We start from the raw sequence: 25082 nt of genomic DNA, 5'->3' as shown, positions 1-25082 counted from the left end.
CCCCCGGTCAGAAGGCACTCCGCAGGGAAGTCCTCTGAGCCCGTTGATGTCAAACATCGTATTGGACGAGCTGGACAAGGAACTGGAAGCCCGCGGCCATCATTTTGTGCGCTACGCCGATGATCTGAGCGTCTACGTAAAGAGTGAGAAAGCCGCGCAGCGGGTACTGGCAAGTACGACGGAATACATAGAAAAGAAACTGAAGCTACGAGTAAACCGGGAAAAGACAAAAGTCAGTACGCCGCAACAAAGCACGCTATTGGGATTTTCCTTCTTCCGGAGTAAAGGCAAATGGGAGGTAAGAATAGCCCCCAAATCGCTGAAACGGATTAAAGAGAAAATAAAGGCGAAGACGAAACGAAACGATCCATCCAATGCTCAGGAAAAGATCAAGAAGTTGGAAGCGATAATAGAAGGATGGGTCAATTATTTTCGGATAGCCCGAGCCAAAAGTGCTATGCAAACACTGGACGAACTGACGCGCATCAGGATCAGGATAGGGATATGGAAGCAATGGAAAACGCCTAAAACGCGGGAGAAGAACCTGAGAAAGCTAGGGGCATCCGTAGGCAAAGCGTATATCTGGGGAAACAGCAGTTGGGGATATTGCCGTATGGCTCACAGTCCGGCTATGCAAAGAACGGTCACTAACGAAAGGCTCCAAAGAATGGGATACGTGGGATTCTATAACTACTACCACTGGAAAACGGGATACCAGGGAAAACTATTCTAACAAACCGCCGTATACGGACCCGTACGTACGGTGGTGTGAGGGGACAGGTAGCCAAATAATGGCTACCTTCCCACTCTATTCTGGGGAGCGTGGCGAACTTGCTCGACAAAGCGGACCGGGATAAAAAATGAAGGTGCGATAGCGCCGTACCATTGAATCGCTTGACGCTCCACCTTTAGGGATCGGCGAAGCCAATCCCTCCCTCTCCGCAGATGAAATTTCGCCCCACCTTTGGTGAGGCATTTTTATTCCCGGACGCGGGACGAATATTTTCGCCAAAGCGGGAGGGGATGAAAATGAAAGCCGCGGCAGCGCCGGCGAAATTTCATCTGGCTTCCTCCCTAATTCGGTGCTCCTTCCTTCACCGGAACTTTGGTGCACCGAATCGCCCGAAAAGGGGCACTGATCCGGACAGGCAAAGACTACTGTCCTGCCACGCTGGTCCGCTATATCACTTCGCGGGATCATGTCCAGGGATTTATCCAATGGAAATACAAAGCCGACGACGGAACCCGTTTGCCGAGTTTAAAAGAACCAAGCAGGAAATCGAGCGCGAGGCATTGACTGAAGCCGAGCTTGAAAGGATCAATTCGAAAGTATTCTCGACCGATCGGCTGAATTACGTCAAGGATCTCACATATCCTTTCACCCGCCATACATTCACTAAGCAGCAGAAGTTCGGGCTGCCCGGTGGGCGAGGGGTGTAACGGGCACGGAGGCTGGTCCTGGCAAGGAATAATGCGGAGCCGGTGTTTTTGCGGGAGAAGAATAAATAATTCATTATCTTGACCTTTTCCCCCTAAATCCCACCGATATATGGAAGTTCATCACCACCCACAGCTCGAGCATAAACCCAAGCCCTGGGTCGAATACATTTTAGAATATCTCATGATCGTGCTTGCCGTCATCACCGGTTTTTTTGCCGAAAGTCTGCGTGAACAAATCAGCGATAAGTCAAAGGAGAAGGAATACCTGGCTTCTATGTTCAATGAGCTGAAGTACGACACCTCGCAGTACCATGCACAGCTGAATAAGATAACTCAATTAAACCCGGTATTCGATTCCTGCTTTATAAATGTAAAAGAAGCCCCGCGGTACCACTATACTTTACTTGCCCGGTGGAATACACCCGTGAACGAACTGGGACCCGGCTATAAGCCAACGTTACCGACCATCGGTCAATTAAAAAGCTCGGGCAATCTGCGGTTGCTGCATGACAAGGATATCGTAAGAAAGATCCTGGAGTACGAGAGTTTTATCTATGGAGATTACATGGGGCATTACCAGGACTGCAAAGAGGCTTCCAAACAGGTTTATGCGATCGAGGACGAGGTTTGTGATTATGGTGATTTCCTGGCGAAACTGGATAGCAATATGCGGAATGTTGCCGGCATGGTCAGCGTAGAATCCAGCGCTTTGTACGATATGCCGATCTTGATCAAAGACCCTCAAAAATTGAACCTACTCGCCAACAGCTTTGTGAATTTCAAGGCGAATAATTTTGGCTATACTACGGCGCTTAACCGGGCCATGAGAACGGCTACTGAATTGCTGGAGCTTATCGATAAAAAATACGAATTCGGAAGCGTCGATTAAATGCGAATGGAGGTGGCTGGAGAACCTTCAACAAACAAAAGGACCCGGAGAGCATGTGAAAACATTAAGCCGGGAACAATTGGAAGAGAAAATAGAGGCTTTTCTCAGGGTAAAGGGCGTATAATACATTGAAGACAAATTAGATTGGAGGTTTGGTTCGAATCCCTCCCAACTCCTGGCTCCAAACATTATTGCTTTTTTAATAAGCCGGCGGCTTCGCTATCCAGATAGATCCGCAGCCCGGGATGCCCGCGCAACATGCTCGCGGGAACTTTCTCCGAGATCTCGCCTTCCAAAACCGACTTCACGATCGACGCCTTTTTTGCGCCGCTTACCAGCAGAAAGATATTTCTCGAATCCAGGAGGGTGCCAAGCCCCAGCGTAATCCCCTCAGTCAGGGATTGGGCCTCTTTGAAATATTTTTGACCTGTCTGAGCAGTAATAGGGTCCAGAGCAGTAACATGAGTACGTGATGAAACGGATGTACCGGGCTCGTTCATGCCGACATGGCCATTCAGGCCCAGACCGAGGATCGTCGCGTCGAGGTCGCCGTGACGAAGGATGAAAGATTCGGCCTCCCGGCATTCCGATTCGAGGTTCGCTGCCCTGCCATCAAAAAAGAAAAGCCTGTCGTCCGGCACGTGAAGAGGGGAAAAGAGTTCCCGGTTCAAATGATACCTGCAGCTGCCCTCATCGCTGCCATTCATGCCCACCCACTCATCCAGGCCGAGAAAGGCCCAGCCCGAAATGTCCAGTTGCTTTTGCCCCACTTTGGCGACGAGATCTTTGTAGAGGCCCGAAGGAGAATCACCGGACGCTGCGCATAGCAACGGGTCTTTGCGCGATGCCATGCACCGGATCAGATCTTCGCTGGCCCGCAGGGACAGGTCCGCATAACTGCTACAAACAATGACTTCCATATGCTGATTTTGAGTGTCTGACCGGCGCGGCCAAATTTGTCGTCAGAGGGCAAGCGGCCCCCACCCCTTACGATATTCCCTTTTGATAAATTGATTGGCGGGCTCGTAGTTGGTGACTTTCATGTTTTCCCCATCCCATTTCAACGCCAGGTACCGGCCGCTGAACTTATATCCTTCCATATTCCCATACACCGGGTCATTGCGTTTGATCTTTTCTTTTATATTAAAACTGCGCAACAGGAGATTTCCCAACAGCACGGTTTCTGTAAGGGGCCCCGCATAGCCAACAAAGGGGGAATCCACCTCCATTTTTCCATAGCCGGCGATGCAGGCATCCACCCATTGCCACCAATGGCCGTCCATTCCCCCTTCTATCCGGGAATATTTCTCAGGGATGTGTACGTCTTTGTTGAGGGAAAGGGGCAGCAATCTCGGGTGACTTCCACCCCATCCGCAGGAAACCTTTCCTTTTGTTCCGATAAACAGGGTGGCGCCCTCAAAGTCGTTCTCCCCGGGCCAGTCGCCCAGTACTTCATTGGAATTCAAGTTGGGATCCACTTCGGTAAGCCGCTCGGGCGTGATCCCGCCGTCCAGCCAGAAAAGGTCCACATCCTTGCCATTTTTCATGGTAAACTTAAATTTGAGCGAACTGGAAACAGGGCCGCTTTCCGGAAACACCCCCTCTTTGAAGATACCGCTGTATACCGTGCTGGCGCTGCCGGAGATCTCGGTAGGATAGCCTAGTTCCAGCAATTTGAACGGCGGCCCGATGATATGGCATCCCATATCCCCAAGCGCACCGGTGCCAAACTGCCACCAACCCCGCCAGTTGAAGGGCACCAGATTGTCGATATAATCGACGTATTGCGCAGTACCCAGCCATAAGTCCCATTTGAGGTCGGCCGGCACGGGCGGCTTGGCGCTGGGCCAGGAAATACCCTGGGGCCAGACGGGGCGATCCGTCCAGCAATATACTTTTTCGATGTCTCCGATAAGGCCTGCTTCAAACCATTCCCGCATGGTGCGCATCCCATCGCAGGAGGAGCCCTGGTCCCCCATTTGGGTTACCACCTTATATTTTTTGGCAGCCTCGGTCAGTAAACGGGCTTCGTAGATATCGTGCGTCAAAGGCTTTTGCAGATAGAGATGTTTATTCATCTGCATGGCGCTTAACCCCACCAGGGCGTGGTTATGATCCGGGATCGCCACCGTTACCGCATCAAAGTTTTTGTTCTCCTTCTCAAACATCTCCCGCCAGTCGTGATAAAATTTCGCCTTCGGAAATTCCTTCATCCTGGGCTTTGCCTGACGGTCATCCACATCGCAGAGGAATGCCATAACCGCATTTTTCTTTGGCGCCGTCGCATAGTGGTGGATATCGTTTTCCGCTTCTCCCCCACAACCGACCGCCGCAATATATAATTTGTCGCTAGGCGCCACGTACCCTCTTCCACCAAGCACGAATCTCGGGACGATGGTAAATCCAGCGCCGGCGATTGCCGCTTTTTTGATAAACTCGCCCCGGCTCATGCCCTTTTTCGCCGGAGTGTCTTTTTTCTCTTTCATGATAGGGGGAAATTATTTGGTTATCGGCTTATAAGATACCTCCTTGAAATATACAATATCACTGTCGCCGTGATTCTGCAGCCCAAAATACCCTTCGTTAGGCCTGCGCCCGGGGTACGGCTCATAACTGAACTTGCGTTTCGGAACGGGTTCCCCTTCCTTGTAATCCGTGACTTTTTGGCCGTTCACAACGACGATGGTGCGTGGCCCTTCCATGGTGATTTCCATCGTATTCCATTCCGGACCGGGTTTTCCCGGTTTGGCAAGGGGCTTTGTGAGCGAATAAAGGGTCCCCGTGATGTGATATTCATCTTCGCCGGATGTTTCAGGATGATTGTCGATCTGTACCTCATAGCCGTAATACACCGGCATCCACTCCTCTTTAGGTTCGATCGGTATCCGGATAAAGACCCCCGAGTTGCTATTGAATTTCTGCATTCTGTACACCACCCGGATGGTGCAGTTGCCGAATTTCCGCCCTTGCCAATAGAGCAGGCCCATGCCGCCGTGACTTGCGATAAGGCCGTTCTCCACATAGTGGGTGCCGGGGCCTACCTGTTTCCAGCCCTTGAGATCCTTACCATCGAACAAGGAGATCCATCCATCACCCTGGCTTTTGACAGTCCGGGGTTGTCCGCTAAAGCTAATGGCCCAAAGCAGGAGAATAGCGTTCGCGCGGAGCAGGAAAATTATTGTTTTTTTCATCATATGATTCAATTCACTTCTGTGAATTTATTAATAAAAGAGATAATTCCCCGAAGAATTTGCATCGGCGCCTTATAATAGCAAAAGGGATCGCCAAAAGGCAATCCCCAATTTGTTTTCGGAACCGAACGGATATTTTTTATTCTACTTCAAAAAACCATCCAGGTAACCAAAGATCGTTTTCGTCTGCATCATCAAGCTGACATGGCTTTGGGAAGGAACAATCGCCAAATGCGATCGGGGCATTGGTCCCAGATCAGCACTTACACCACCTCCCAGCAGTTGATACGTTTTCATCAACTCAATTTTATCCAGGCCGTCATTGTCGCCCGAGATGAGCAGTACCGGCGAAGCGATCTTCGCAATATTGGCGTCCCCCATGTCGAAGGGTACCCCGGCGAAAGCAATCATCTGTTCCAGGTATTTTGTCCATTTGGTTTTGTCAGGCGCTGCTGCATCGTATGCCGTTTTAATAGGAGTATTAGTGAAAAATTCAGGCTTCAGATTTTTGAACCCGTTGGTTACCGTGGGTAGCCAACCACTGCTTTTATAGGTAGAAGAAATGATCACTAATTTTCTTAACCGTTTGGGGAATTTTATCGCAAACTGGTAAGCTACGGAACCACCCATGCTATAGCCGACAACATCCGCACTGTCGACTTTTAAGTGATTCATTACCCCGTCCACATCACTTGCCAGGGTAGCAAGGTCTAATTTCCGGTCTGAGAACGGGGTATGCCCATGGCCCTGCATTTCAATGGCAATTACTCTTCTTGTTTTTGACAATTCAGGTATTAATTGTCCCCAGTTGAGCCCGATGGTATAAAAAGCACCATGCAATAAAACAACAGGCCGGCCCTTGCCATATACTTCGTAATATACTTTAATGCCATTAACAGGGGCATAGCCACTGGTGGAAGGTTTGCTTTGTTGCCCATTTGACTGACATACCGCAAAAAAAAGTATGGCAATTGTTAATACTCTTTTCATAAAACGTTATTAGATTATTTTAATATTTACCAACCTCTCCTTTTACGGAACTGAATATCTTTTGGGAATTGAAGCCCACGCCCCGTTTAAACACCCAGATAATCTTCCTGATGTTCTCGATATGCTGAGAAATATCACCGTCAATGACCACCAGGTCAGCAGCCTTGCCGACCTCGATGGAGCCGATCTTATTTTCCAGTCCAAGTGCCTTCGCACCGTTATACGTCGCGATGCGTATAGCTTCTATGGGGCTGAACCCCGCCTGGGTCAGGAGTTCAATGGACTGCTGTGAGCCGTATCCCGCGAGGGTAGCGCCGTCGCCGGTAGGATCGGTACCCACGGTCAACAGGCCGCCGGCATCCGAGAACATCTTCTCCATCTTCATTTCCTCCAGCATGGCTTTATTGCCGGAAGAGCTGCGCATTTTGTTGTAGACGTTGAGGAACATATTACGGGTATCGGGTGACATCGCCTCCAGCACTTCGGGACGGATCGTTGTGTCCAGCGTAGTCATGTTGTAGATTACGGCCAGGGTGGACGTCACGATCACTTTTTTATCGATCAGGAACCGGATCAGGTCTTTCTCTTTCGGCGAATCCGCGAATGCGACGGGTGCCGCACCAAGGGGACAGGCATTCTCCTTTTTACCGGGGAAAAAATCCGTGGACACAGAAAAGCCATGTTCCAACTGGTCAATACCCATTTCAGCCGCCTCGCGATAGGTGACGGCACACAAATGGCCGGTCACTTTCAGGCCTTTAGCGTGGGCCTCGTCTATTGCGGCCTTCAGCGTAGGCTTGTTCACGAACATATATCCCTTGAATGAAGTGCAGCCCTGGCTGGCCCAGAAGTCGACAAAGGCCTTCGCCTCTGCGGGTCCACTCAATTCATGCATCCCGGGGAAGATGCTGCCTTTTCCCTCCAGGTAGGGGGCGGTCACGTCCATTTCCGGTCCGAGTATCTTGCCCTGATCGATGTCCCGTTTGAGGTTCAGGTCGGAATAGGGCTCAACGCTACCGGCTGTACGAACGGTCGTTGCGCCACAGGCCAGGTATAGTTTTGGGAAAGTGAAGGGCAATTCCTTGACGTGCAAGTAGCTGAAGTCGGCGGAGTAGTTGGCGTAGTACATGTGTTCATGCATCAGGACGAATCCGGGCAAGAGGGATCTTCCGGTCAGGTCGATGACGGTGCTGCCGGGAGGGGGTGAAAGTTTCTTGCTATCTGCCACCGCGGTTATTATACCGTTGCGGACGATCACCGTTTGGTCTTCCCGTACCTTTAAGTTTTTTACATCGGCGAGCCTGCAATGGGTGAAGGCGATGAAGGAGGAGTCGTAATCGATGTATTTCTTTACCTGGGCTGAAAAGGAGGTTTGGGAGATCACCTGCAAACCGATGAGCAGGCAAGATCCGGCAAGGAGAAGTTTTTTCATGAAGCGGTCAGTTTTGGTTCGGGAAGTTTTGTTATTTGTTGGTGACCAGGGTGAGTAAAAGTTCGTCCAGGTTGCTGAATCCCATGGCAGTCCCTTCCTTGAAGCCATTCGTAGCCATCATTTCAAGGGTAGCAAGATCATCGAATACTTTTTCGACGTAAAGCGTGGTTATCTCTGTCCCTGCCTTGAAGGTATTTTTCACCAGGGAGAAGGCGCTGCCGATGGAATTCCCGTTCTCATCGGAAAAGGTGTTTTTTGTAGAGAAAGTGTTTTTGGGTTGGATGTTGAGGAACTCGACCAAACTATATCTTTCGGTATTCTCGGGGGAAACCATGGCATAAAACCACCGGCCACCTTCCTGGAAATCCATTTCCTTCGTGCGCAACCGCCAGGGTTTTGGCGCATACCACTGGTCCAGTATCTCCGCTTTCGTAAACGCGTCCCAGACGAGATCGAGGTCTGCGGCAAATTCGCGGGTAATGTAAATGGTTTTCGTGGCTTTGTCCGCGACGAAATCAAATAGCAGGCTCATTTTTTCTTATTTTTTATGGTGAACAATACGTCATCGAGTTGCTTGAACTTATCTTCCATGATCTTGCGAAACTGGGCAAGCCAGGTGTCGATCTCTTTCATTTTGTCGATTTTTAGTTCGTAGTAGATCTCCCGGCCGTCCTGCTTTTGGTTCAGGAGTTGGCACTCGGACAGGATGCGTAAATGTTTGGATATGGATTGGCGGGTGATGTCGAAGTGCTCCGCAATGGCGTTGGGGGTCATTGCCTGCACGGCGATCAGGACGAGGATTGCCCGCCGGGTGGGGTCTGCAATAGCTTGAAAAATGTCGCGTCTCATAGTTTTTATTAAGAAGCCGTTCGGTTGCAAATATACGTGCAGCCGTTCGGTTTCGCAAATTTTTTTTATGCGGGTTGTTTTTTGAGACACAATACTTGAAAAATGGTAAAAGTTGGCGGCCTGCCACCTCAGAAATTCAGGCGGAAGCTATACAGGTAATGATCATACAGCGCCACCAGCGTATGATCAAAAACGCGAAAACTCCGCATCTTCTTATCCTGGTAATCCGGCAGGTAAAAGCTAAACTCGTATTTCCCGTTGGTCAATGAGTACACGTCGATCACCGACCAGCGATCGAAGGTCTTCTTATCTTCGTTATTTGCCAGCAGGCCTGAGTTGACATACAGCCGATCGCCGGCTATGCAGCTTTTCCTGTTCACCGTAACGGGCGGCGCACTGATCGTACTGGCGCCTTTGGACGGCAGGGCGCTGACGGAGATCTGAACGTGACTGTTCGTATCGATCGTGCGATACCGGTTCAGCACTTTTAGATTGGTATCGAGGCAGATGAACTGGTTGCGATAAAAATAGGTATATACCAGTCGAGCGGGGTCGCGCTCATAATACAGCATACCGTCCGTACAGAATAATCCATCCAGTTGTTTTTCCAAGACCTCCGGCGCGGGTCGCACGGCGGGGGCTTCGCTGACCTGTTTAGCTAGGATATTCTGTTGCAGCCGGTCACTGAAGACCCTGATGACGAATGAAGTGGGTGACAGGGGTTGCGAAGCGATGAAGTGTATGCTGTCCGGTACCCGGTGCAGCAGGCCGGATGGCAAAGTGCCGTATAGCAGTGTGGGCGTCTGTCCCTCCAGCATATAAATATCGGGTGAGTCGACCGTCAGCACGGAAGAGACCCGGACGAGCTTATTCCTGTCAACGAGCGCCAGTTGCAGCTGTTGCGTGTCTGTAAGCGCATGGTTGACGACCAGCACACGGGCAGGAACGGAATAGTTGCCCACGTAAACATGCTGCCCGGTCCCGCCGGCGAAATAGTAAGAATCATATTGAAGGTCGAGAATTTTAACAGGCGTCGTCCGATGCGGGGGAAAAAGGCGGATAAAACCATTAGGTCTGCTATTCGCCTTAGCCGCCATTATATAAAGCAAAAAGATCAGCCCAACGCCCAGGAGGCTGCAGCCTGTTAAATAGTAAATCCTTTTCATAGCATGAGGCAGAGAGTGAGATCAATTGGCGACGATTCGCCGCCAATTGAAGAATTACGGTTAAGCAGCAGGCTATTCCGCAAAGAAGAAAGGACTCAAGCAGGACCCATCCTGATAATAGAAGTCTTTCCCGAGCGTGCAGATCTGAGTTCCCGTTGTCCCGCATCCCTGGGGAATGAAAGTATGGGCGCAGGGTTCGCCCGGGCCCAGGTTAAAAAAGCCGGTCGTTGGCCCGCTGGGACGGGAGGACGATTTGAATCCAAAGGCGCCGCCGATCGCGAGGGCGAAGGCGAGGACCGTCATCAGAGTTTTTACTCTTTTCATAAGAAATGTTTCAAAAATGACTCAATGTGCCTACTCTTTTCTATAGGTTTTCGGCTTCCCCTTTTAACAGCGTTCGCCCGGCGATGGGAACCGGTTTGTCCGTTTTTTTTGAATATAACAGGACGCCCGTCAGCGCCAGCACGATAAAGATGATATTGAAGACGAGATGCTGGTTCCAGCTCATATTCTGCAGAATACCACCGCAGGAGCAGGGTATAAAGTCGCTGAAATGCAGAATTGCAATGATGTAAGCTGTGAACGTGACCATCAAGGTGAAGGAAGCATACAGTGCGGGTAGCCGCCAGCGGGGAATGGCCAGCAGCAGGGTGATCGCAATCTCCAGGCCCGGAACCAGCCAGATCACCAACCCCGTATAGGCGGTCAGCAAAGGGGACTTATTCACCTGCACACGGAACTCATCATAGTCCAGCAGCTTGCTCAACGCCGCGTATACGAAAAGGAGAATGAATAGGGAGGCGATGAAGTCCGCCAGGAATTGCTTTTTCATGATAAGGTCCGAATGCAATGATAAGATTAATCACTGCGATCATACCGCGGACCTGTATCTGCAACCGGAGTAACTCATTGTCTTCTGAACAATGGATCCCTCGGTCCGGCCTTCAGCTGAAAATCCACTTTTTTATTCCTGAACTCCGGCAACCGCAGATCTATCGCCTCTTTCTTTCGCGGTCCCGTATACATCATACTTCGGAAGTTGTCGTCGACATCATCCCATGCTCTTTTGGGGAAATAGCTGGTATTCGCTACCCAGCTAAAGTTGGTTTTTTTGAATTGGAGTTTTTGCGGGATAGCTGGATCCGATGTTGTTGTTGTTTGTGCCCAGACGCTGCAAGCGAAAAGGGTGCAGCAAAGCAGCACGAAAGGTGACTTTGCCATGGGAGGAGATTTTGTACTCTAAAGTTAAAACTTTATCTCCTTCCAGTCAATAGAATAAATATCTCCTAAACCGTTGCCCGGACTGTGCAGCCGAAGATCGAAATCTTTCATGTCCTCGCGCCGGGGCAACACATCGATGATCTTATTCCTGCTGCTCCCAAAGAAGAACTTTCCATCCCTGCTCATCTTGCCTCCCCACTCCGTCGCATCGGAGTTGATCGGTTCGGGCAGCCGCTTTGCCTTGCTCCACACCCCGTTTTCCCGGTAGCTGATGTAAAAATCGGCATTGGCCAGGCCATTGGGGCGGGTCGCCATAAAGATCAAAAAGCGCTCATCCGGGGAGATAAAAGGCTCATATTCATTGTCGGCGGTATTGATGGAATCTCCCAGGTTCTCGGGCTCGGTATATTTCCCATCGACCCATCTGCAAACATAGAGATCCGCCCGGCCCTTCCCGCCTTTGCGCCCCGAACCGAAATACAGATTGCCGTTGTCGGCCATGGTCGGAAAATATTCACTGGCGCTGCTGTTGAACGGGCTGTCCAGATGGACCGGTGTTCCCCATTCACCGGGGGTGATGGCCACCTTCCAGATATCCCAGTCAGGCTTTACCGGCTGGCCTTCCTTATCGGGTCTGTTCGACACGAAATAAAGCGTTTTCCCATCTTTTGTGACAAACGGATCGGCATCCAGGTACTTGCCGGAAAAAGGAACTACCCTTGGAGCCGACCACCGGCCGTTCCGCTTAAAAGACACGCAGATGGAGAAGAAATTTGCGTCGGGCAACCCTTTCAGGAAATACAGGGTATCACCACCCGGAGAGAAGGCTGGATGGGTCTCATAATCGCCGGTGCTGATCACCCCCTCTTCAAAAATATGGGTTTGGGCGATCTCCTTGTGACTGTTTTCTAACCCCAAAACCATCCGGCCACCGGCAGCCCGTATCCGAAGAGCGGCGCCGCCATCCCCCTTTGCCATGAGTCCCTTCTCCGCCGTGACCCGGTAGTTCATGCCTTCAAAACTGCAGTTGACGGCGGCTCCACTTATCGAAGCGAACGGTAAACTCACTCCCTCTGCCGTATTCAGATCGAAAAACCAGTCCAAGGGTTGCCGGCCAACCCAGCGCATCGAGAATTGTTTCTCGCCGAGCTCGATCTCAAAACTCCCCTTCACGGTCTTTAGCGGCCAATGGATGCGCATGGTAGAGGCGCCGGCAGGTGCAAACGAAGGATCACCACCCTCCAGCGACACCTCTTTCCCATCCACGACCGCCTTCAGCCGAAGCCCGGCAATCTGTCCCGGCTTGCTCCATACATAGCCATCCACAAAGGGCAGGGTAAAAAACCTGCAATCTGTGCTATCTACCGCCGCTGTCTCATACACCGAAGGGAAATTCTCGTCGAACAAATGGAGGTCCCGGATCCTCAGCCTCCCGCCTTCCCATAGGAGATTGATCCTGTAAAAGCGGCTATCGTACCAGATGGTCTTCCGGTCGCTGCCGGGCAGATCCTTAGTCACAGTAAAAGACGTGGCCGGTGTCACCGGATAGGTCAACCGGAACCAGCGGCCCGAGGCCTCCAGCGTCTCTACCCTTAGCTTATGCTCATCGCGCAGCCGGGCGATCAACGGGAATTGTATCTCCAGTCCTTTCGCCATCGCGCTCCAGGTAAATGAATTCTCCTGTCCGGCCTGGGTATAGTTAAAACCAAGTTCCGGTCCCTGGACAAAAGAAGCAAAGAACCAGTTGACCCAAGCGGGGTCACCGCCGCCAAACGCATATACCGGTTCGAGGGTAACGACACCTTGTCTATTGCCGCCAAGGCCATTGTCATACTGCCGGATGGGGTCACTGCCGAGCATCCTGAAAACGGGCACGGGCACCTGGTTTTGCGCATGCTGTGCCGGCATATAGGAATTCATCTTGCTGGGATAATAGGCCTGGTTCCAATAGCCGCCCCAGAGGGTATAGCCATCGGTGCCATATTGATCCTTGCAGTTGGCAGAGGCTACGATGTGATACTTCCCGTACATATATTCCAGGCTATGCGCATCGATGAACCAGGAAGCTACCGATCGGGGGTAGTAGCCAAAGATGTGTTTGAAGTCTTCCATGTAGACGTCGATCAGTTTCTCGCGTTCGAGCGGGGTATAGCCCGTCACAAATCCAACATTTGCCCGCCAGTCCCAGGGATACCGGCCCCGCCATTTGATGCCCGCCTTTTCCACCAACGGTTGAGGCAGTTCGAGCCAGGCGCCGATCTCAAAGCTGTCCCGCGGCAGTTGCTTCAACAATGACTGGTAGCGTGCATCCATCAATGCGTCATACTGCAATAAAAAGGTTCCGCGCAGCCGGTACTTTTTCATCAGCTGTACCTGACTGACGACCGTTTTGTAAAGAACATCCTCCGTAATAGCCGGATCTCTTGGTTCGAGTAACCGAATGAAATTGACGATGTTGACGATCCTCGGTGTAGTTTGTGCACCGGCAATAACGGACAGGCACAACAAGCAGACGAAAAAAGTATGGCGCATCCTTAAAGATACAGCAGATCAGGATTTGCACCATCAAGGCGATAAAATACGTAGTTTTACTTTTCAACCTTGCCACTATGCGAAAGACCGTTCTGTCCCTTTTTCTATTCACTATCCTGAGCCTATGTGCCCAAGCTCAAACCTCAACAGGAGACAGCTCCCTGGACCTCGCAAAATACCCGGGCCTTTACAGTGTCGTCATATCGAAGGACAACAAGATCGGCTATGAGAAATATTTCAACGGAGCAAAGGCGGCGGACGTCTTTGACGATCAATCACTCACAAAAAGCATGGGCAGCCTGCTCATCGGTATCGCGATAGATAAGCGACTCATCCCATCGCTGGATGAAAAGATCGTGCACTGGTTTCCGCAACTGAAAAGCGATCCTGATAAAAGAAAGCAGGATATCACGCTTCGTCAGGTGATGAACCAGGCATCGGGTCTGCAACATGAGGACCTGGATAAGTTGAACGGCATCGGCGAATATCTTGCGTTGACCGACCTCGCGGGTTTTGTGCTGAACCCGCCGTTGCTGTCTACCCCGGGCGAGGTGTTCCACTACAACAATGCGGCGACCCATCTTCTTGGTATCATTCTCACCAAGAGCACCGGGATGGATGTACTCCACTTTGCGCGTAAGAACCTGCTTGACCCGCTGGGCATCACCGCCGTCGAATGGGCAAAAACAAAGGATGGCTATTACGATCTGTCCGGGCTGGAGAACATCCGGCTTCGCACAGCAGATTGGATAAAGATCGGGTCGTTGCTCCTGAATGAGGGGAAGGCCGAGGGGAGACAGATCGTATCTAAAAAATGGATCGCCCAGCTCCTTCATCCCGACACCCTCTATCCTACCGAGTGGGGATTCCACGCTTCTCATTATGGGCTTTGCTGGTATCATATTACCTATCAGGGGCAGGAAATGATCTACGGCATGGGCTGGGGCGGCCAGTTCCTCGTCGTCGTCCCCGGGCTCAAGCTGGTATTGGCGATCAACCAAAGCCGGGAGGATCAAAATGCGATCCGGCACGCCGGGCGGTTTACGGAAGTGATCTTCCCGCGTATTTTTTATCGGGCGAGCCATCCTCTGTAGCAAATCCTGCGTTTTCAATGGCAAACCAAAACGATATGAAAATCACTGCCCTCTGCTTTTTAGCCTTTTGTTTTTGCCTGCGTCCCGGCTCCTCGGTCGCACAGGATCTCAAGATCCCCCAACCCAGCACCACCCAACGTATCGAGCAGGACTTCGGTCTGGGGAGTATTTCAGTCACCTATTCCCGGCCCAATACAAAGGGCAGAACGATATTTGGAGCCATGGAACCTTACGGCCACGTGTGGCGTACCGGCGCCAATGCCGCGACAAAACTCAAGCTCACCGATTCGATCAACATAGAAGGCCATCCGCTGGCGCCTGGTGAATATTCTCTGTTTACCATCCCCGGAGCCAATGAATGGGAGATCGTTATCAACAAGTCGGCAAATCAGTGGGGCGCCTATGCTTATGATTCGACAAAGGATGTACTTCGTTTCAAAGTGCGTACCGCCAAACTGGATAAGAAGCTCGAGACGCTTACTCTGCAGTTCGCCAATATGAATGTAGAGCATGGAGATCTCCAGATCATGTGGGACAATACGCTGGTATCGATGAAGCTGACGACGGATGTCGATGCCCAGGTGATGGCCAATATCGACAAGGCCATGCAAGGCGAGAAAAAGCCTTATTATTTTGCCGCCATCTACTACTACAACCACGATAAGGATATGCAAAAGGCGCTGGCCTGGATGCAGGAACGCGACAAGGCACAACCCGGTCAATACAACGTTAAATACTGGATGGCCCGGATACAGTTGAAACTGGGCGATAAAGCAGGCGCCATCGCCACAGCCAATGAAGGGCTACGCCTTGCCAGCGCCGAACCCAGCGCGGAATATATCCGACTCAACAAGGAGGTGCTTGCGGCTGCGAGATAGCTTTAATCACCTTTTAAGGGCTTTTATTTCCTTCCGGACCGAAATCTTGCGACCTTTAATCCAGTCCTTTTTAACCCCATTCTTAACCTCATCGTAAGATCATGAAAGCCCTTTACTGGCTGATGATCGTGGTCCTGCTATCTGAACACATCGTAGCCCAGACAGATGACAGGAGCTACAATATCTGGAGTATCGGCGGCGGCGCATTCTTTAGGACCGGTTCGACCGGCGGGATTGAAACTGCCTTCCCTTATACCGTTACTTCTGTTGTCACAGGGATCACCACCACGCAAACATTTAGTTCGGGTCTGCGGCGGTCGTATTTTGCACGGCCTTTAGGAATGGGGAATCTGTCGACTCTCACAATCCTTCGCAAGCGATTTAGTGTCGATCTTGGGCTTGGCAACTATCGATCGGGAAATGGTGAGAACGGATTTTACTTTCAGACGGGATACCGGCGTATTTTTCCAATAGGACCTCTTTTGCTGGGGCCGGGCTTCGATCTTTATGCCTTCATCGGGGGCAAAAAGAGCCTGGGCGCCATCGACAACAGGCAAAAGGAGATCAGTCTGTTTGGATACAGGGCTCCCGATCGATATCCCGTCACTATAAGTTCCTACGACTACACCAGCGAGACGGATACTATCAATGCCGGCCAGCTGAATATCGACTATCGTCGAAGCGCATTGCTGTTGGAACCCAAACTGACGTTGTCCACCAGACCGATCCGGGGGATGTGGGTGATCAGCATGGAAGCGGGATGGATGCTGCCGCTGGAACAATCCGCGGAGATGGAGTTCGTCCAAGCGGATGGCCCCGATGGACACAATCCAAATAATATCGGCGGCATCAACCTGAAGGCGGGGAGCGGTTTCTCGGGGCCCTACGTCTCGTTGAACGTCGGCCTGGCCTGGGGGATCAAGAAAAAGCCTTAGGGGGCGGCCCCTTTGCTCGTTATCCCTTCAACGCTTCGTTGACGATCGTCTGCGCCTCCTGCTGGATCTGTTTTAAATGATCGGTTCCCCGGAAGCTCTCCGCATAGATCTTATAGATGTCTTCGGTACCCGATGGCCGAGCGGCAAACCAGCCGTTCTCTGTCGTCACCTTCAGGCCGCCGATGGCCGCGTCATTACCCGGGGCGGTGGTGAGGATGGCGGTGATCTTCTCCCCGGCCATCTCCTTTTGTCTGACCATCGAGGGGGAAAGCCGGGATAATTTCTTTTTTTCTTCCGGTGTCGCCTTTGCCTCGAAGCGGTCATAAACGGGATTGCCCAGCTCGTTCGAAAGCTCCTGGTAGATCTGCCCGGGATCTTTGCCGGTGACCGCCATCATCTCGGCAGCGAGCAGACCCGCGATCATCCCGTCCTTGTCCGTGGTCCAGACCTTACCATTTCTTCGGAGAAAAGACGCACCCGCGCTTTCTTCGCCAACGAAACCCAGCGTGCCTGCAAGCAGCCCATCTACAAACCATTTGAAGCCTACCGGAACTTCATACAGCCCGCGGTTTACCTTGGCGGTGACGCGATCGATCATCTGGCTGCTGACGAGCGTCTTTCCGACTCTCGCCGTTGCCGGCCAATCCGGCCGGTGCGTAAAAAGATAATAGATACAGGCGGAGAGATAATGATTGGGTTGCATCAATCCCGTGGTTCGCGTAACGATCCCATGCCGGTCATGATCGGTATCGCAGGCAAAAGCGATATCGAACTTATCTTTCAGGCCAACCAGTCTGGCCATGGCGTAAGGCGAAGAAGGGTCCATCCGGATCTGTCCATCCCAATCGACTGTCATAAACCGGAAGGTTCCATCGACCACCGTCGAGGTGACCGTGAGATCGAGTTTATAATGATCGGCGATAGGCCCCCAATAATGAACGCCAGCGCCCCCGAGTGGATCGACACCAAAATGAAGCTTTGAATCCCGGATCCTGTCCATATCGATAATGTTCCCCAGATCGTCGATGTATGGCCGGAGATAATTGTATTTATGGGTCGTCGGGGCGTGGAGGGCCCTCGAGTAGGGTATCCGCTTTATACCTTGAAGACCGTTCTCTAAAAATTCATTCGCCTTTTTTTGCACCCAATCGGTGATGGCGGGTTCCGCCGGACCGCCATGAGGAGGGTTATATTTAAATCCGCCATCTTTCGGCGGGTTATGCGAAGGCGTGATCACGATCCCATCGGCAAGCCCGCTGGTCCGCTCGTGGTTATAGCCCAGGATCGCATGGGAGAGCACCGGGGTAGGCGTATAATCGCTACCATCCGCGATCATCGTTTCCACGCCATTGGCCGCCAAGACCTCCAGGGCGGTGATCTGTGCCGGCCAGGAAAGGGCATGGGTGTCTACGGCGAGAAATAATGGACCGTCGATCCGGTTCTGTTGGCGATAAAGGCAAATAGCCTGAGTGATCGCGAGGATATGATCTTCGTTGAATGCGGCGTCGAAGGAAGTTCCCCGGTGGCCCGACGTTCCGAACGCTACCCGTTGTGCGGGAATGCCCGGATCGGGTTTCTCTGAATAATAGGCGGTGATCAGTCTGGTAAGATCAACAAGCTGTTGCGGATCGGCAGGCTTTCCTGCCAGAGGATGGATTGCCATAGTTGCATATTTTACTGCCCGTAAGTATTTTATTACCCCGAAGTTCATTATTTCCCGGTTAAAAACATCGGCTGCTTAAACATTCATCTCGACTGACTGTATAATCAGTCAAAATCAAAATCCGATGGATCAGAAATACAACACTTACCAACCCTTTGGTTTTATGCCTTCCGATATAGAAGGTGTGGATAAGCTGGTTGGGCTGGCACTGGATATGCGTTGGTCGTGGAATCATGCCGCCGATGAGATATGGCGGCAACTGGATCCTGCCCTTTGGGACCTTACCCACAATCCCTGGATCATTCTGATGACCCTGTCCCGGGAACTGTTGCAAAGCAGACTGGCCAACCCGGCCTTTCGTGACAAGGTGAACCGTCTCGAGCAGGAAAAGGAGGAGGCCGAGTCGACCCCCCGGTGGTTCCAGCAAAAATATCCTGGGTCACCGCTAAAAAACGTGGCTTATTTCAGCATGGAATATATGTTGAGCGAGGCCCTGCCCATCTACGTCGGTGGGTTGGGGAACGTCGCGGGCGATCAGTTAAAATCCGCCACCGATCTCGGGGTTCCCGTGACGGCGGTGGGGCTGCTTTATCAGCAGGGCTATTTCCGCCAGGCGATCGATCGCGACGGCAACCAACAGGCACTGTTCCCGTACAACGACCCTATGCAACTGCCGATCTCACCGTTGCGGCTGCCCAACGGCGAGTGGCTGCGGGTGAAAGTTGAGCTCAGTGGGTACAACGTATGGCTCCGCACCTGGCAGGTACAGGTAGGGCGGGCGAGACTCTATTTATTGGACAGTAATGATGCCTCCAACCTCCCGATCCATCGGGGTATCACAAGCGAGATCTATGGGGGTGGGGAAGACCTCCGGATAAAGCAGGAGATCCTTTTGGGCATCGGCGGCTGGCGGCTGCTGCGGGCCCTGGGCATCCAGCCCGAGGTTTGTCATATGAATGAAGGGCATGCCGCGTTTCTCGTCCTCGAACGGGCCAATGATCTTATGAAAGAAACGGGCATCGGTTTCGAAGAAGCGCTGGCGGTGACCCGCGCGGGGAACCTCTTCACGACACATACGGCAGTGGCGGCGGGTTTCGATCATTTCAGCCCGGCCCTGATCGCGCAATATCTTGGGGCCTATGCCTGGGACAACCTGCATCTCGATTTCGACTCGCTGATGGCGTTGGGCCGCGAGAACCCGCATAATAGCGGTGAAGGGTTTAACATGGCCTGGCTGGCCTTACACGGCAGCGGTGCCGTCAACGGCGTCAGCAAGCTGCATGGCACGGTCAGTCAGCATCTTTTCCAGCCGCTGTTTCAACGCTGGCCGCGGATCGAGGTCCCTGTGGGCTCCGTGACGAACGGTGTTCATATGCCCAGCTGGGACAGCGCTTATGCCGATGAGGTCTGGACGCATGCCTGTGGAAAAGACCCGTGGAAAGGCGACCAGGAAGGTCTCGCGGAGAACATCGCGGGTGTTCCGGATGAGCTTCTCTGGAAGATGCGGAACTTATCAAGAGATAGTCTTGTCCGTTATGCCCGCGAACGATTTTCCCGGCAGATGATGGTGGCCGGCCAGTCCGCCGATCTCGTCAAAGCAGCCGGGGAGGTTTTCGATCCCTCGGCGCTGACAATCGGCTTCGCCCGGCGATTCGTTCCTTACAAACGGCCCTATCTCCTTCTTCATGACGAGCAACGGCTGATCCGGATCCTTACCAATCCCGATCGACCGGTACAGTTGATCCTTGCCGGCAAGACCTCGCCTAACGACGAGGGTGGTAAGGCGCTGATCCGTCAATGGGTGCGGTTTATCCGGGATCACAATCTCTATCGCCACATCGTCTTCTTAAGCGATTACGATATGCTGCTGGCGGAACACCTGGTACAGGGTGTAGACGTATGGCTCAACACCCCCCGGCGTCCCTGGGAGGCAAGCGGTACCAGCGGTATGAAGGTGCTGGTCAATGGCGGCATCAATTTCTCCGAGCTGGATGGCTGGTGGGTGGAAGCGTATACGCCCGAAGTGGGCTGGGCCCTGGGTGATGGGTGGGAGCATGGGGAGGACCCTGCCTGGGATGCGGCGGAAGCGGAGGCCTTATATACTATCCTCGAGCAACAGCTGATCCCTGAATTCTATAGCCGCAACGAGCAGAACATCCCCGAGCGCTGGGTGCAACGGATCCGAAAGAGTATGTCGATGCTCACCCCGCAATATTCCGCCAACCGGACGGTACGCGAATACACCGAGAAATATTATCTCCCTGCCGCTGCCCGCTACCTGCAGCGCGCGGCGGAAAAAGGCGCCGCCGGCAACCGGATCGTCGCCGCGCGTAACGAGCTGAAGGCAAAATGGGACGGGGTGGGTTTTGGCCAGCTCCAGTCGACACAAAGCGAGGGCGGCTGGCTTTTTCGCATACCCGTAGAGCTGAACGGGATCGACCCGGCAAAAGTGACGGTAGAGGTCTATGGTGACGGAAAGGACGATGGCGCACCTGAAAAGTATGTCATGGAGAGAGCGCGATCGACCAACATGTATGCCGTCGAGGTAAAGACCAACCGGCCGGCTTCAGACTATACCGTCCGGGTCATCCCCGGGTATGAGGGTATCTCCCTTCCATTGGAAGATACCCTTATCCAGTGGCAGCGGTAGAAATAATTATCTTAGTAATTAAGATAATTAAAAACTAAGATATTATCTTTGGTTTATGAATACACATCAACCAAAGACAAGGGTATTACCCCTGCTCTTCTTAATAATCATCTCGACCTTTATGGCCGAAGTGCTGAGTGGATCGACTCCCTTCAGCCGGATAAACCAATTGGCCGCGCAGTTCTTTTTTTATGGATCGGGAGCGATCCTCATCCGGGGCATTGCCCGAAGGCTGGGGCTTGGCTGGACAAGCATTATCCTGCTTGGTTTCGCCTTTGGCCTATTCACGGAAGGCCTGACGCTGCAATCTATTTTCAATCCCCATTTCCTCGGCCTCGATATTACGCTCGGAAGGGCCTTCGGGATCAACTGGGTATGGGCGATGTCCCTGACCGGACTGCACGCCTTCTGGAGCATCACGGGCGCTATCCTGTTTACCGAAACTCTGTTTCCTGCCCAGCGGCTTGAGCCGTGGATAGGAAAGACAGGCCTGTATATCTGGGGCATCGTCCTGCTGCTGACAGGCACCGCACTCCATTTCCTGTTTATCAAGCTGGGACACTTCAATGCGCCGGCTTTCTACTTTGCCCTTTGTGTCGTTTTAATAGGTATACTTGCGTTTGTAGCCGTGAAACGACCCCCGGTACCTGTCTACATAAGACCGGAGCCCGGATCGGAGAATATCTCCTTTGCCGTGATAGCGGTGATCACCTTTGCGGCGGGCGTGTTATGGTTTGTAGGAATTGGCACGATCTTCACTTTTAAAGGTATTCCTGCCTGGATGCCGCTGGTGGGAGGCCCGCTGCTGTTGCTGGGGTACTTCAGCCTGTTGCGGAACTGGCGGATGATGAAGATCACCACGAATAAAGACAGGCTCGGCCTCGCGGCTGGTATATTGTTGGCGGACCTGTTTCTCGGCTACACGGGCACAACAGGAAATAAGCTGGACCATTATGCGCAGGTCGCGATGATCGTGTTCATCCTGCTGTGGCTGGCGTTTTTATATAGAAAATTGACTATCTATGGCAGCGGACAAAAAAGTGGATCCGAAAGTCTACGATCTGATGTGGGCGCTTAGAAAATTTACCCGGAGCTCTCTACTATTGCAGCATACTATCGCACAGCAAACGGGTCTCCATGTCACCGACGCGGAGTGCATCGATTTCCTGCAGGAAATGGGGCCTTCCACTGCGGGGGCCCTGGCAAAGGCCACAAAACTGACTACCGGTGCCATCACCAACGTCATCGACCGGCTGGAGAAAAGCGGCTTTGTAAAGAGAACTGCAGACCCCAACGATCGCCGTAAAGTTATAGTCACCCTGATACCGGAAAAGCATGCAAAGACCAGGCAGCACTATATCCGCCTGGCTGCCCAGGTAGAGCAACTATTCCGCACCTACGACGAAAAAGACCTGAGCTTTCTCATCCGCCATACGGAGGCGCTCGACCTGATCTATAGAGAGCAAGCGGAAAAGATCGACCCGGATGTAAAAAAGTCGTAAATTATTCGCATAAAGCCCAGCCACTATACATGAGAAAAGCATTGCTATTTCTGCTGCTGCCATTGCAATTGGTGGCGCAACCGACTCCTTTTCTTGCCTTCAAGAAATATCCCTTTCCAACAGAGTTGACGGCATCGCCGACGGGAGCCCGCATTGCGTGGGCCATGGATGAGGAAGGCCGGCGAAATATCTATGTTGCCGAGGGACCGGCCTATGCTCCGCGGAAACTCACCGATTTCTCAAAGGATGATGGGCAGGAGATAACGAGTATTTCGTTGTCTACCGATGGCAGTTGGGTGGTGTTTGTCCGCGGCGGCGATCATGGCGCCAACTGGGAGGGCGGACGTCCGGTCAACCCCGCCTTCGAAACAGAAGCTTTTAAGGTGCAGGTCGCGAGTATTCCTTTCGCCGGCGGGGAAGTAAAATATCTGTCCGAAGGCGATGAACCGTCTCCCTCACCGGATGGGAAAACGGTAGCCTTCATAAAGAGCAATCAGGTTTGGACGGCGCCCATCGACGGATCTTCTGCTGCCAAGAATGCCTTTACTACCCGGGGGAACGTCGGTGACCTTCAATGGTCGCCCGATGGCCGGCGGCTGTTGTTCGTGTCCTCGAGGTCCGATCATTCCATCATTGGTATTTATACTCCAGGGTTGCCCACACTAAAATGGATCGCTCCCTCCTTTAGCCGGGATGAATCACCGCAATGGTCCAACGACGGCAGCCGGATCGTTTTTATCCGCAGACCGGGAACAGGAGGGGCGCCGGATTCCCTGCTGGCGAACCGACATCTCCCCTGGAGTCTTTACGTTGCGGATACCGCAGCCGGCAAGGCGAGCCTGTTATGGAAGGCCCCGGCGACGCTCAGGGGTTCTTTTCCTTCAACGGATGGCGGCGCCAACCTGCACTGGGCTGACGGCAACCATATCGTCTTCCTCTCTTATCACGACGGCTGGCCACATCTATATTCCATCGATGCCAATGCCGCAGATGGTCATGGGGCCACGACACCCTCTGCCCGTGGCGTGCAGCCGCTGCTGCTGACACCCGGAAATTTTATGTGTGAGCATATCCGGCTTAGCGCCGGCAGAAAATATCTGGTTTGCAGCGCCAATACCGGGACGGACCCGCTGGATGTGGAAAGACGCCATGTCCTGATGGTGAGCATCGATAAGCAGGATGCGAAGATCATGACCCCGGGCGAAGGGCTGGAATGGACGCCCATCCTCACCGGCGATGAAACGGCTCTTGCGTTTATCAGCGCCACCGCCCAGCGCCCGCCGCTGCCCGCCGTCCTGCGCCTAAAGGATCATGGCGGCAGGAACATCACGACACTTTGCAACGATCGGATACCCCAGGATTTCCCCCAGAGCCGGTTGATCACACCCCGGGCGGTCACCTTTACGTCAGCCGATGGGGTGATCGTCCATGCCGATCTTTTCGAGCCACAGGGCGGCAAGACCCGTAAACCGGCCATCGTTTATATCCACGGAGGCCCGCCGCGGCAGATGCTCCTGGGCTGGCACTATTCGGATTACTATTCCAACGCATATGCCTCCAATCAGTATCTCGCCAGTCTGGGCTTTGTAGTCCTTGCGGTCAACTACCGGCTGGGTATCGGCTATGGATATGAGTTTCACAAGCCGGCAAAGGCCGGGGCCGCCGGTGCCTCGGAGTATAAGGATATAAAAGCCGCCGGCGAATGGCTGCGGAAACAGCATTTCGTAGATACGGGCAGGATAGGGGTGTATGGCGGCAGCTACGGTGGTTTTCTCACTGCCATGGCGCTGGCAAAGGACTCCCGCCTGTTTGCGGCCGGCGTCGACTTTCACGGCGTGCATAGCTGGCTGACCCAATCATCGATCTTCACAGCAGCAAAGGACCGGTATGAAAAGGCTCCGGACTATGAGAAAGCGCTTCGAACGGCCTGGCTTTCTTCGCCGGTCTCGGCCATCGATACCTGGCGGTCACCGGTGCTCATCATTCAGGGCGATGACGATCGCAACGTGCGGTTCAGCGAAAGCGTCGATCTGATCCGGCGCCTGGAGAAAAAAGGGGTGCCCTATGAATCGTTGATGATCGTTGACGACACCCATCACTGGATGAATTTTGCCAATGCCGTCACCGTATACGCGGCGGCTGCGGACTTCTTTGTCCGGAAGTTTATGAACTAATGTAAGTTTTGCAGGGATTCCTCCATTTCGTTGCGCAGATCGGTAAAATAGACAGGGAAGAAAAGGAGCGTATAAACATAATTGACGACGGATACCAGCAGAAAGATCAGGAGACCCAGGGCGATGGCAATGACGTTGAACCCCGAGGCGATAAACGCCGCCAACGCGCAGACCGTCGCCAGGGCGCCCCCCAATATCAAGATCCGGGAAAGATTGCCTTCCAAAAAGACAGTGTATTCGCTACCGGTATCCTGGATCCGGATCCTGCCCGAGGCAAAACAAAAGTATTGATTGCCGAAACGAGCCTTGCCGATGACCCAACGCCGGTTGCTGAAATAAAGGGAGTCCTCCGACACGGTGATGGAATGAACACGCTGGTGCTCCAGTTCCTGCTGATAGAAATTCAAGAGCAGCGGGATGGAAGCGGCCGGGATCTGGGCCTTTGTAAAAGCGGTTGACGTACGCAGCATGACCCT

At 52.7% G+C, this 25082-nt stretch carries 23 protein-coding genes; 9 read left to right on the top strand and 14 right to left on the bottom strand.

Going from position 1 to position 25082, the window contains the following annotated elements; genetic code table 11:
* On the top strand, positions 1-733 hold a 733-nt coding region (locus VGM48_RS11320; RefSeq protein WP_331579093.1), incomplete at its 5' end, for a reverse transcriptase domain-containing protein.
* Between the two features lie 816 nt (positions 734-1549).
* Positions 1550-2329 (top strand): hypothetical protein, encoded by a 780-nt coding sequence (locus VGM48_RS11315; RefSeq protein ID WP_331579091.1) that lies wholly within the window; start codon positions 1550-1552, stop codon positions 2327-2329.
* 188 nt (positions 2330-2517) lie between these two features.
* Here VGM48_RS11315 and VGM48_RS11310 read toward each other — a convergent pair whose 3' ends face one another.
* The 12 genes from VGM48_RS11310 to VGM48_RS11255 form a co-directional block, all read right to left on the bottom strand.
* Positions 2518-3249: a glucosamine-6-phosphate deaminase gene (locus VGM48_RS11310; protein ID WP_331579089.1), complete on the bottom strand. Its 732-nt coding sequence runs from the start codon at positions 3247-3249 to the stop codon at positions 2518-2520.
* Positions 3250-3291: 42 nt separating this feature from the next.
* A complete protein-coding gene (locus VGM48_RS11305) occupies positions 3292-4815 on the bottom strand; it encodes a Gfo/Idh/MocA family oxidoreductase (protein ID WP_331579087.1) in 1524 nt (507 codons plus the stop codon).
* Positions 4816-4827: 12 nt separating this feature from the next.
* Complete coding sequence (locus tag VGM48_RS11300) at positions 4828-5523, bottom strand: DUF1080 domain-containing protein (protein ID WP_331579085.1); 696 nt, start codon at positions 5521-5523, stop codon at positions 4828-4830.
* Positions 5524-5664: 141 nt separating this feature from the next.
* On the bottom strand, positions 5665-6510 hold the full coding sequence (locus VGM48_RS11295; RefSeq protein WP_331579083.1) for an alpha/beta hydrolase: 846 nt from the start codon (positions 6508-6510) through the stop codon (positions 5665-5667).
* Between the two features lie 19 nt (positions 6511-6529).
* A complete protein-coding gene (locus VGM48_RS11290) occupies positions 6530-7942 on the bottom strand; it encodes an amidohydrolase family protein (protein WP_331579081.1) in 1413 nt (470 codons plus the stop codon).
* Positions 7943-7973: 31 nt separating this feature from the next.
* A complete protein-coding gene (locus tag VGM48_RS11285) occupies positions 7974-8474 on the bottom strand; it encodes an SRPBCC domain-containing protein (protein WP_331579079.1) in 501 nt (166 codons plus the stop codon).
* Positions 8471-8791: a metalloregulator ArsR/SmtB family transcription factor gene (locus VGM48_RS11280; RefSeq protein WP_331579077.1), complete on the bottom strand. Its 321-nt coding sequence runs from the start codon at positions 8789-8791 to the stop codon at positions 8471-8473. The genes VGM48_RS11285 and VGM48_RS11280 overlap by 4 nt, the downstream gene beginning before the upstream one ends.
* A gap of 128 nt (positions 8792-8919) precedes the next feature.
* Positions 8920-9957, bottom strand: a complete 1038-nt coding sequence (locus VGM48_RS11275) for a hypothetical protein (RefSeq protein ID WP_331579075.1) — start codon at positions 9955-9957, stop codon at positions 8920-8922.
* A gap of 72 nt (positions 9958-10029) precedes the next feature.
* On the bottom strand, positions 10030-10281 hold the full coding sequence (locus VGM48_RS11270) for a DUF6520 family protein (RefSeq protein WP_331579073.1): 252 nt from the start codon (positions 10279-10281) through the stop codon (positions 10030-10032).
* 40 nt (positions 10282-10321) lie between these two features.
* Positions 10322-10789: a MauE/DoxX family redox-associated membrane protein gene (locus tag VGM48_RS11265; RefSeq protein WP_331579072.1), complete on the bottom strand. Its 468-nt coding sequence runs from the start codon at positions 10787-10789 to the stop codon at positions 10322-10324.
* A 74-nt stretch (positions 10790-10863) separates the two neighbouring features.
* Positions 10864-11178: a hypothetical protein gene (locus VGM48_RS11260; RefSeq protein ID WP_331579070.1), complete on the bottom strand. Its 315-nt coding sequence runs from the start codon at positions 11176-11178 to the stop codon at positions 10864-10866.
* Between the two features lie 24 nt (positions 11179-11202).
* Positions 11203-13710, bottom strand: a complete 2508-nt coding sequence (locus VGM48_RS11255; RefSeq protein WP_331579068.1) for a hypothetical protein — start codon at positions 13708-13710, stop codon at positions 11203-11205.
* A 77-nt stretch (positions 13711-13787) separates the two neighbouring features.
* On the opposite strand from VGM48_RS11255, the gene VGM48_RS11250 reads away from it, so the two are divergent.
* The 3 genes from VGM48_RS11250 to VGM48_RS11240 all read left to right on the top strand — a co-directional run bounded on the left by VGM48_RS11250 (position 13788) and on the right by VGM48_RS11240 (position 16617).
* Positions 13788-14804 (top strand): serine hydrolase, encoded by a 1017-nt coding sequence (locus VGM48_RS11250; RefSeq protein WP_331579066.1) that lies wholly within the window; start codon positions 13788-13790, stop codon positions 14802-14804.
* 35 nt (positions 14805-14839) lie between these two features.
* A complete protein-coding gene (locus VGM48_RS11245) occupies positions 14840-15682 on the top strand; it encodes a DUF2911 domain-containing protein (RefSeq protein WP_331579064.1) in 843 nt (280 codons plus the stop codon).
* Positions 15683-15783: 101 nt separating this feature from the next.
* Complete coding sequence (locus VGM48_RS11240; RefSeq protein WP_331579062.1) at positions 15784-16617, top strand: hypothetical protein; 834 nt, start codon at positions 15784-15786, stop codon at positions 16615-16617.
* 19 nt (positions 16618-16636) lie between these two features.
* Here the strand turns inward: VGM48_RS11240 and pgm are convergent, their stop codons facing one another.
* The gene (pgm, locus tag VGM48_RS11235; RefSeq protein ID WP_331579060.1) at positions 16637-18280 is read right to left on the bottom strand and encodes a phosphoglucomutase (alpha-D-glucose-1,6-bisphosphate-dependent); all 1644 of its coding nucleotides are present in this window, start codon (positions 18278-18280) and stop codon (positions 16637-16639) included.
* A 124-nt stretch (positions 18281-18404) separates the two neighbouring features.
* On the opposite strand from pgm, the gene glgP reads away from it, so the two are divergent.
* From glgP to VGM48_RS11215, 4 genes are read left to right on the top strand one after another with little or no spacing between them, the layout of a single operon-like run.
* Positions 18405-20930: an alpha-glucan family phosphorylase gene (gene glgP, locus VGM48_RS11230; protein ID WP_331579058.1), complete on the top strand. Its 2526-nt coding sequence runs from the start codon at positions 18405-18407 to the stop codon at positions 20928-20930.
* 55 nt (positions 20931-20985) lie between these two features.
* The gene (locus tag VGM48_RS11225; protein WP_331579056.1) at positions 20986-22008 is read left to right on the top strand and encodes a hypothetical protein; all 1023 of its coding nucleotides are present in this window, start codon (positions 20986-20988) and stop codon (positions 22006-22008) included.
* Entirely contained in the window at positions 21953-22432 is a 480-nt protein-coding gene (locus VGM48_RS11220; RefSeq protein WP_331579054.1) for a MarR family winged helix-turn-helix transcriptional regulator, read from the top strand. The genes VGM48_RS11225 and VGM48_RS11220 overlap by 56 nt, the downstream gene beginning before the upstream one ends.
* Positions 22433-22461: 29 nt before the next feature.
* On the top strand, positions 22462-24606 hold the full coding sequence (locus VGM48_RS11215) for a S9 family peptidase (protein WP_331579052.1): 2145 nt from the start codon (positions 22462-22464) through the stop codon (positions 24604-24606).
* On the opposite strand, the gene VGM48_RS11210 is transcribed toward VGM48_RS11215, so the two are convergent.
* Complete coding sequence (locus VGM48_RS11210; RefSeq protein WP_331579050.1) at positions 24603-25076, bottom strand: hypothetical protein; 474 nt, start codon at positions 25074-25076, stop codon at positions 24603-24605. The two genes, VGM48_RS11215 and VGM48_RS11210, sit on opposite strands and share 4 nt — an antisense overlap.
* Positions 25077-25082 lie beyond the last annotated feature (6 nt).

Source organism: Puia sp., assembly GCF_036500295.1.
Lineage (GTDB): Bacteria > Bacteroidota > Bacteroidia > Chitinophagales > Chitinophagaceae > Puia.
This window is presented reverse-complemented; position numbering and strand designations above follow the sequence as displayed.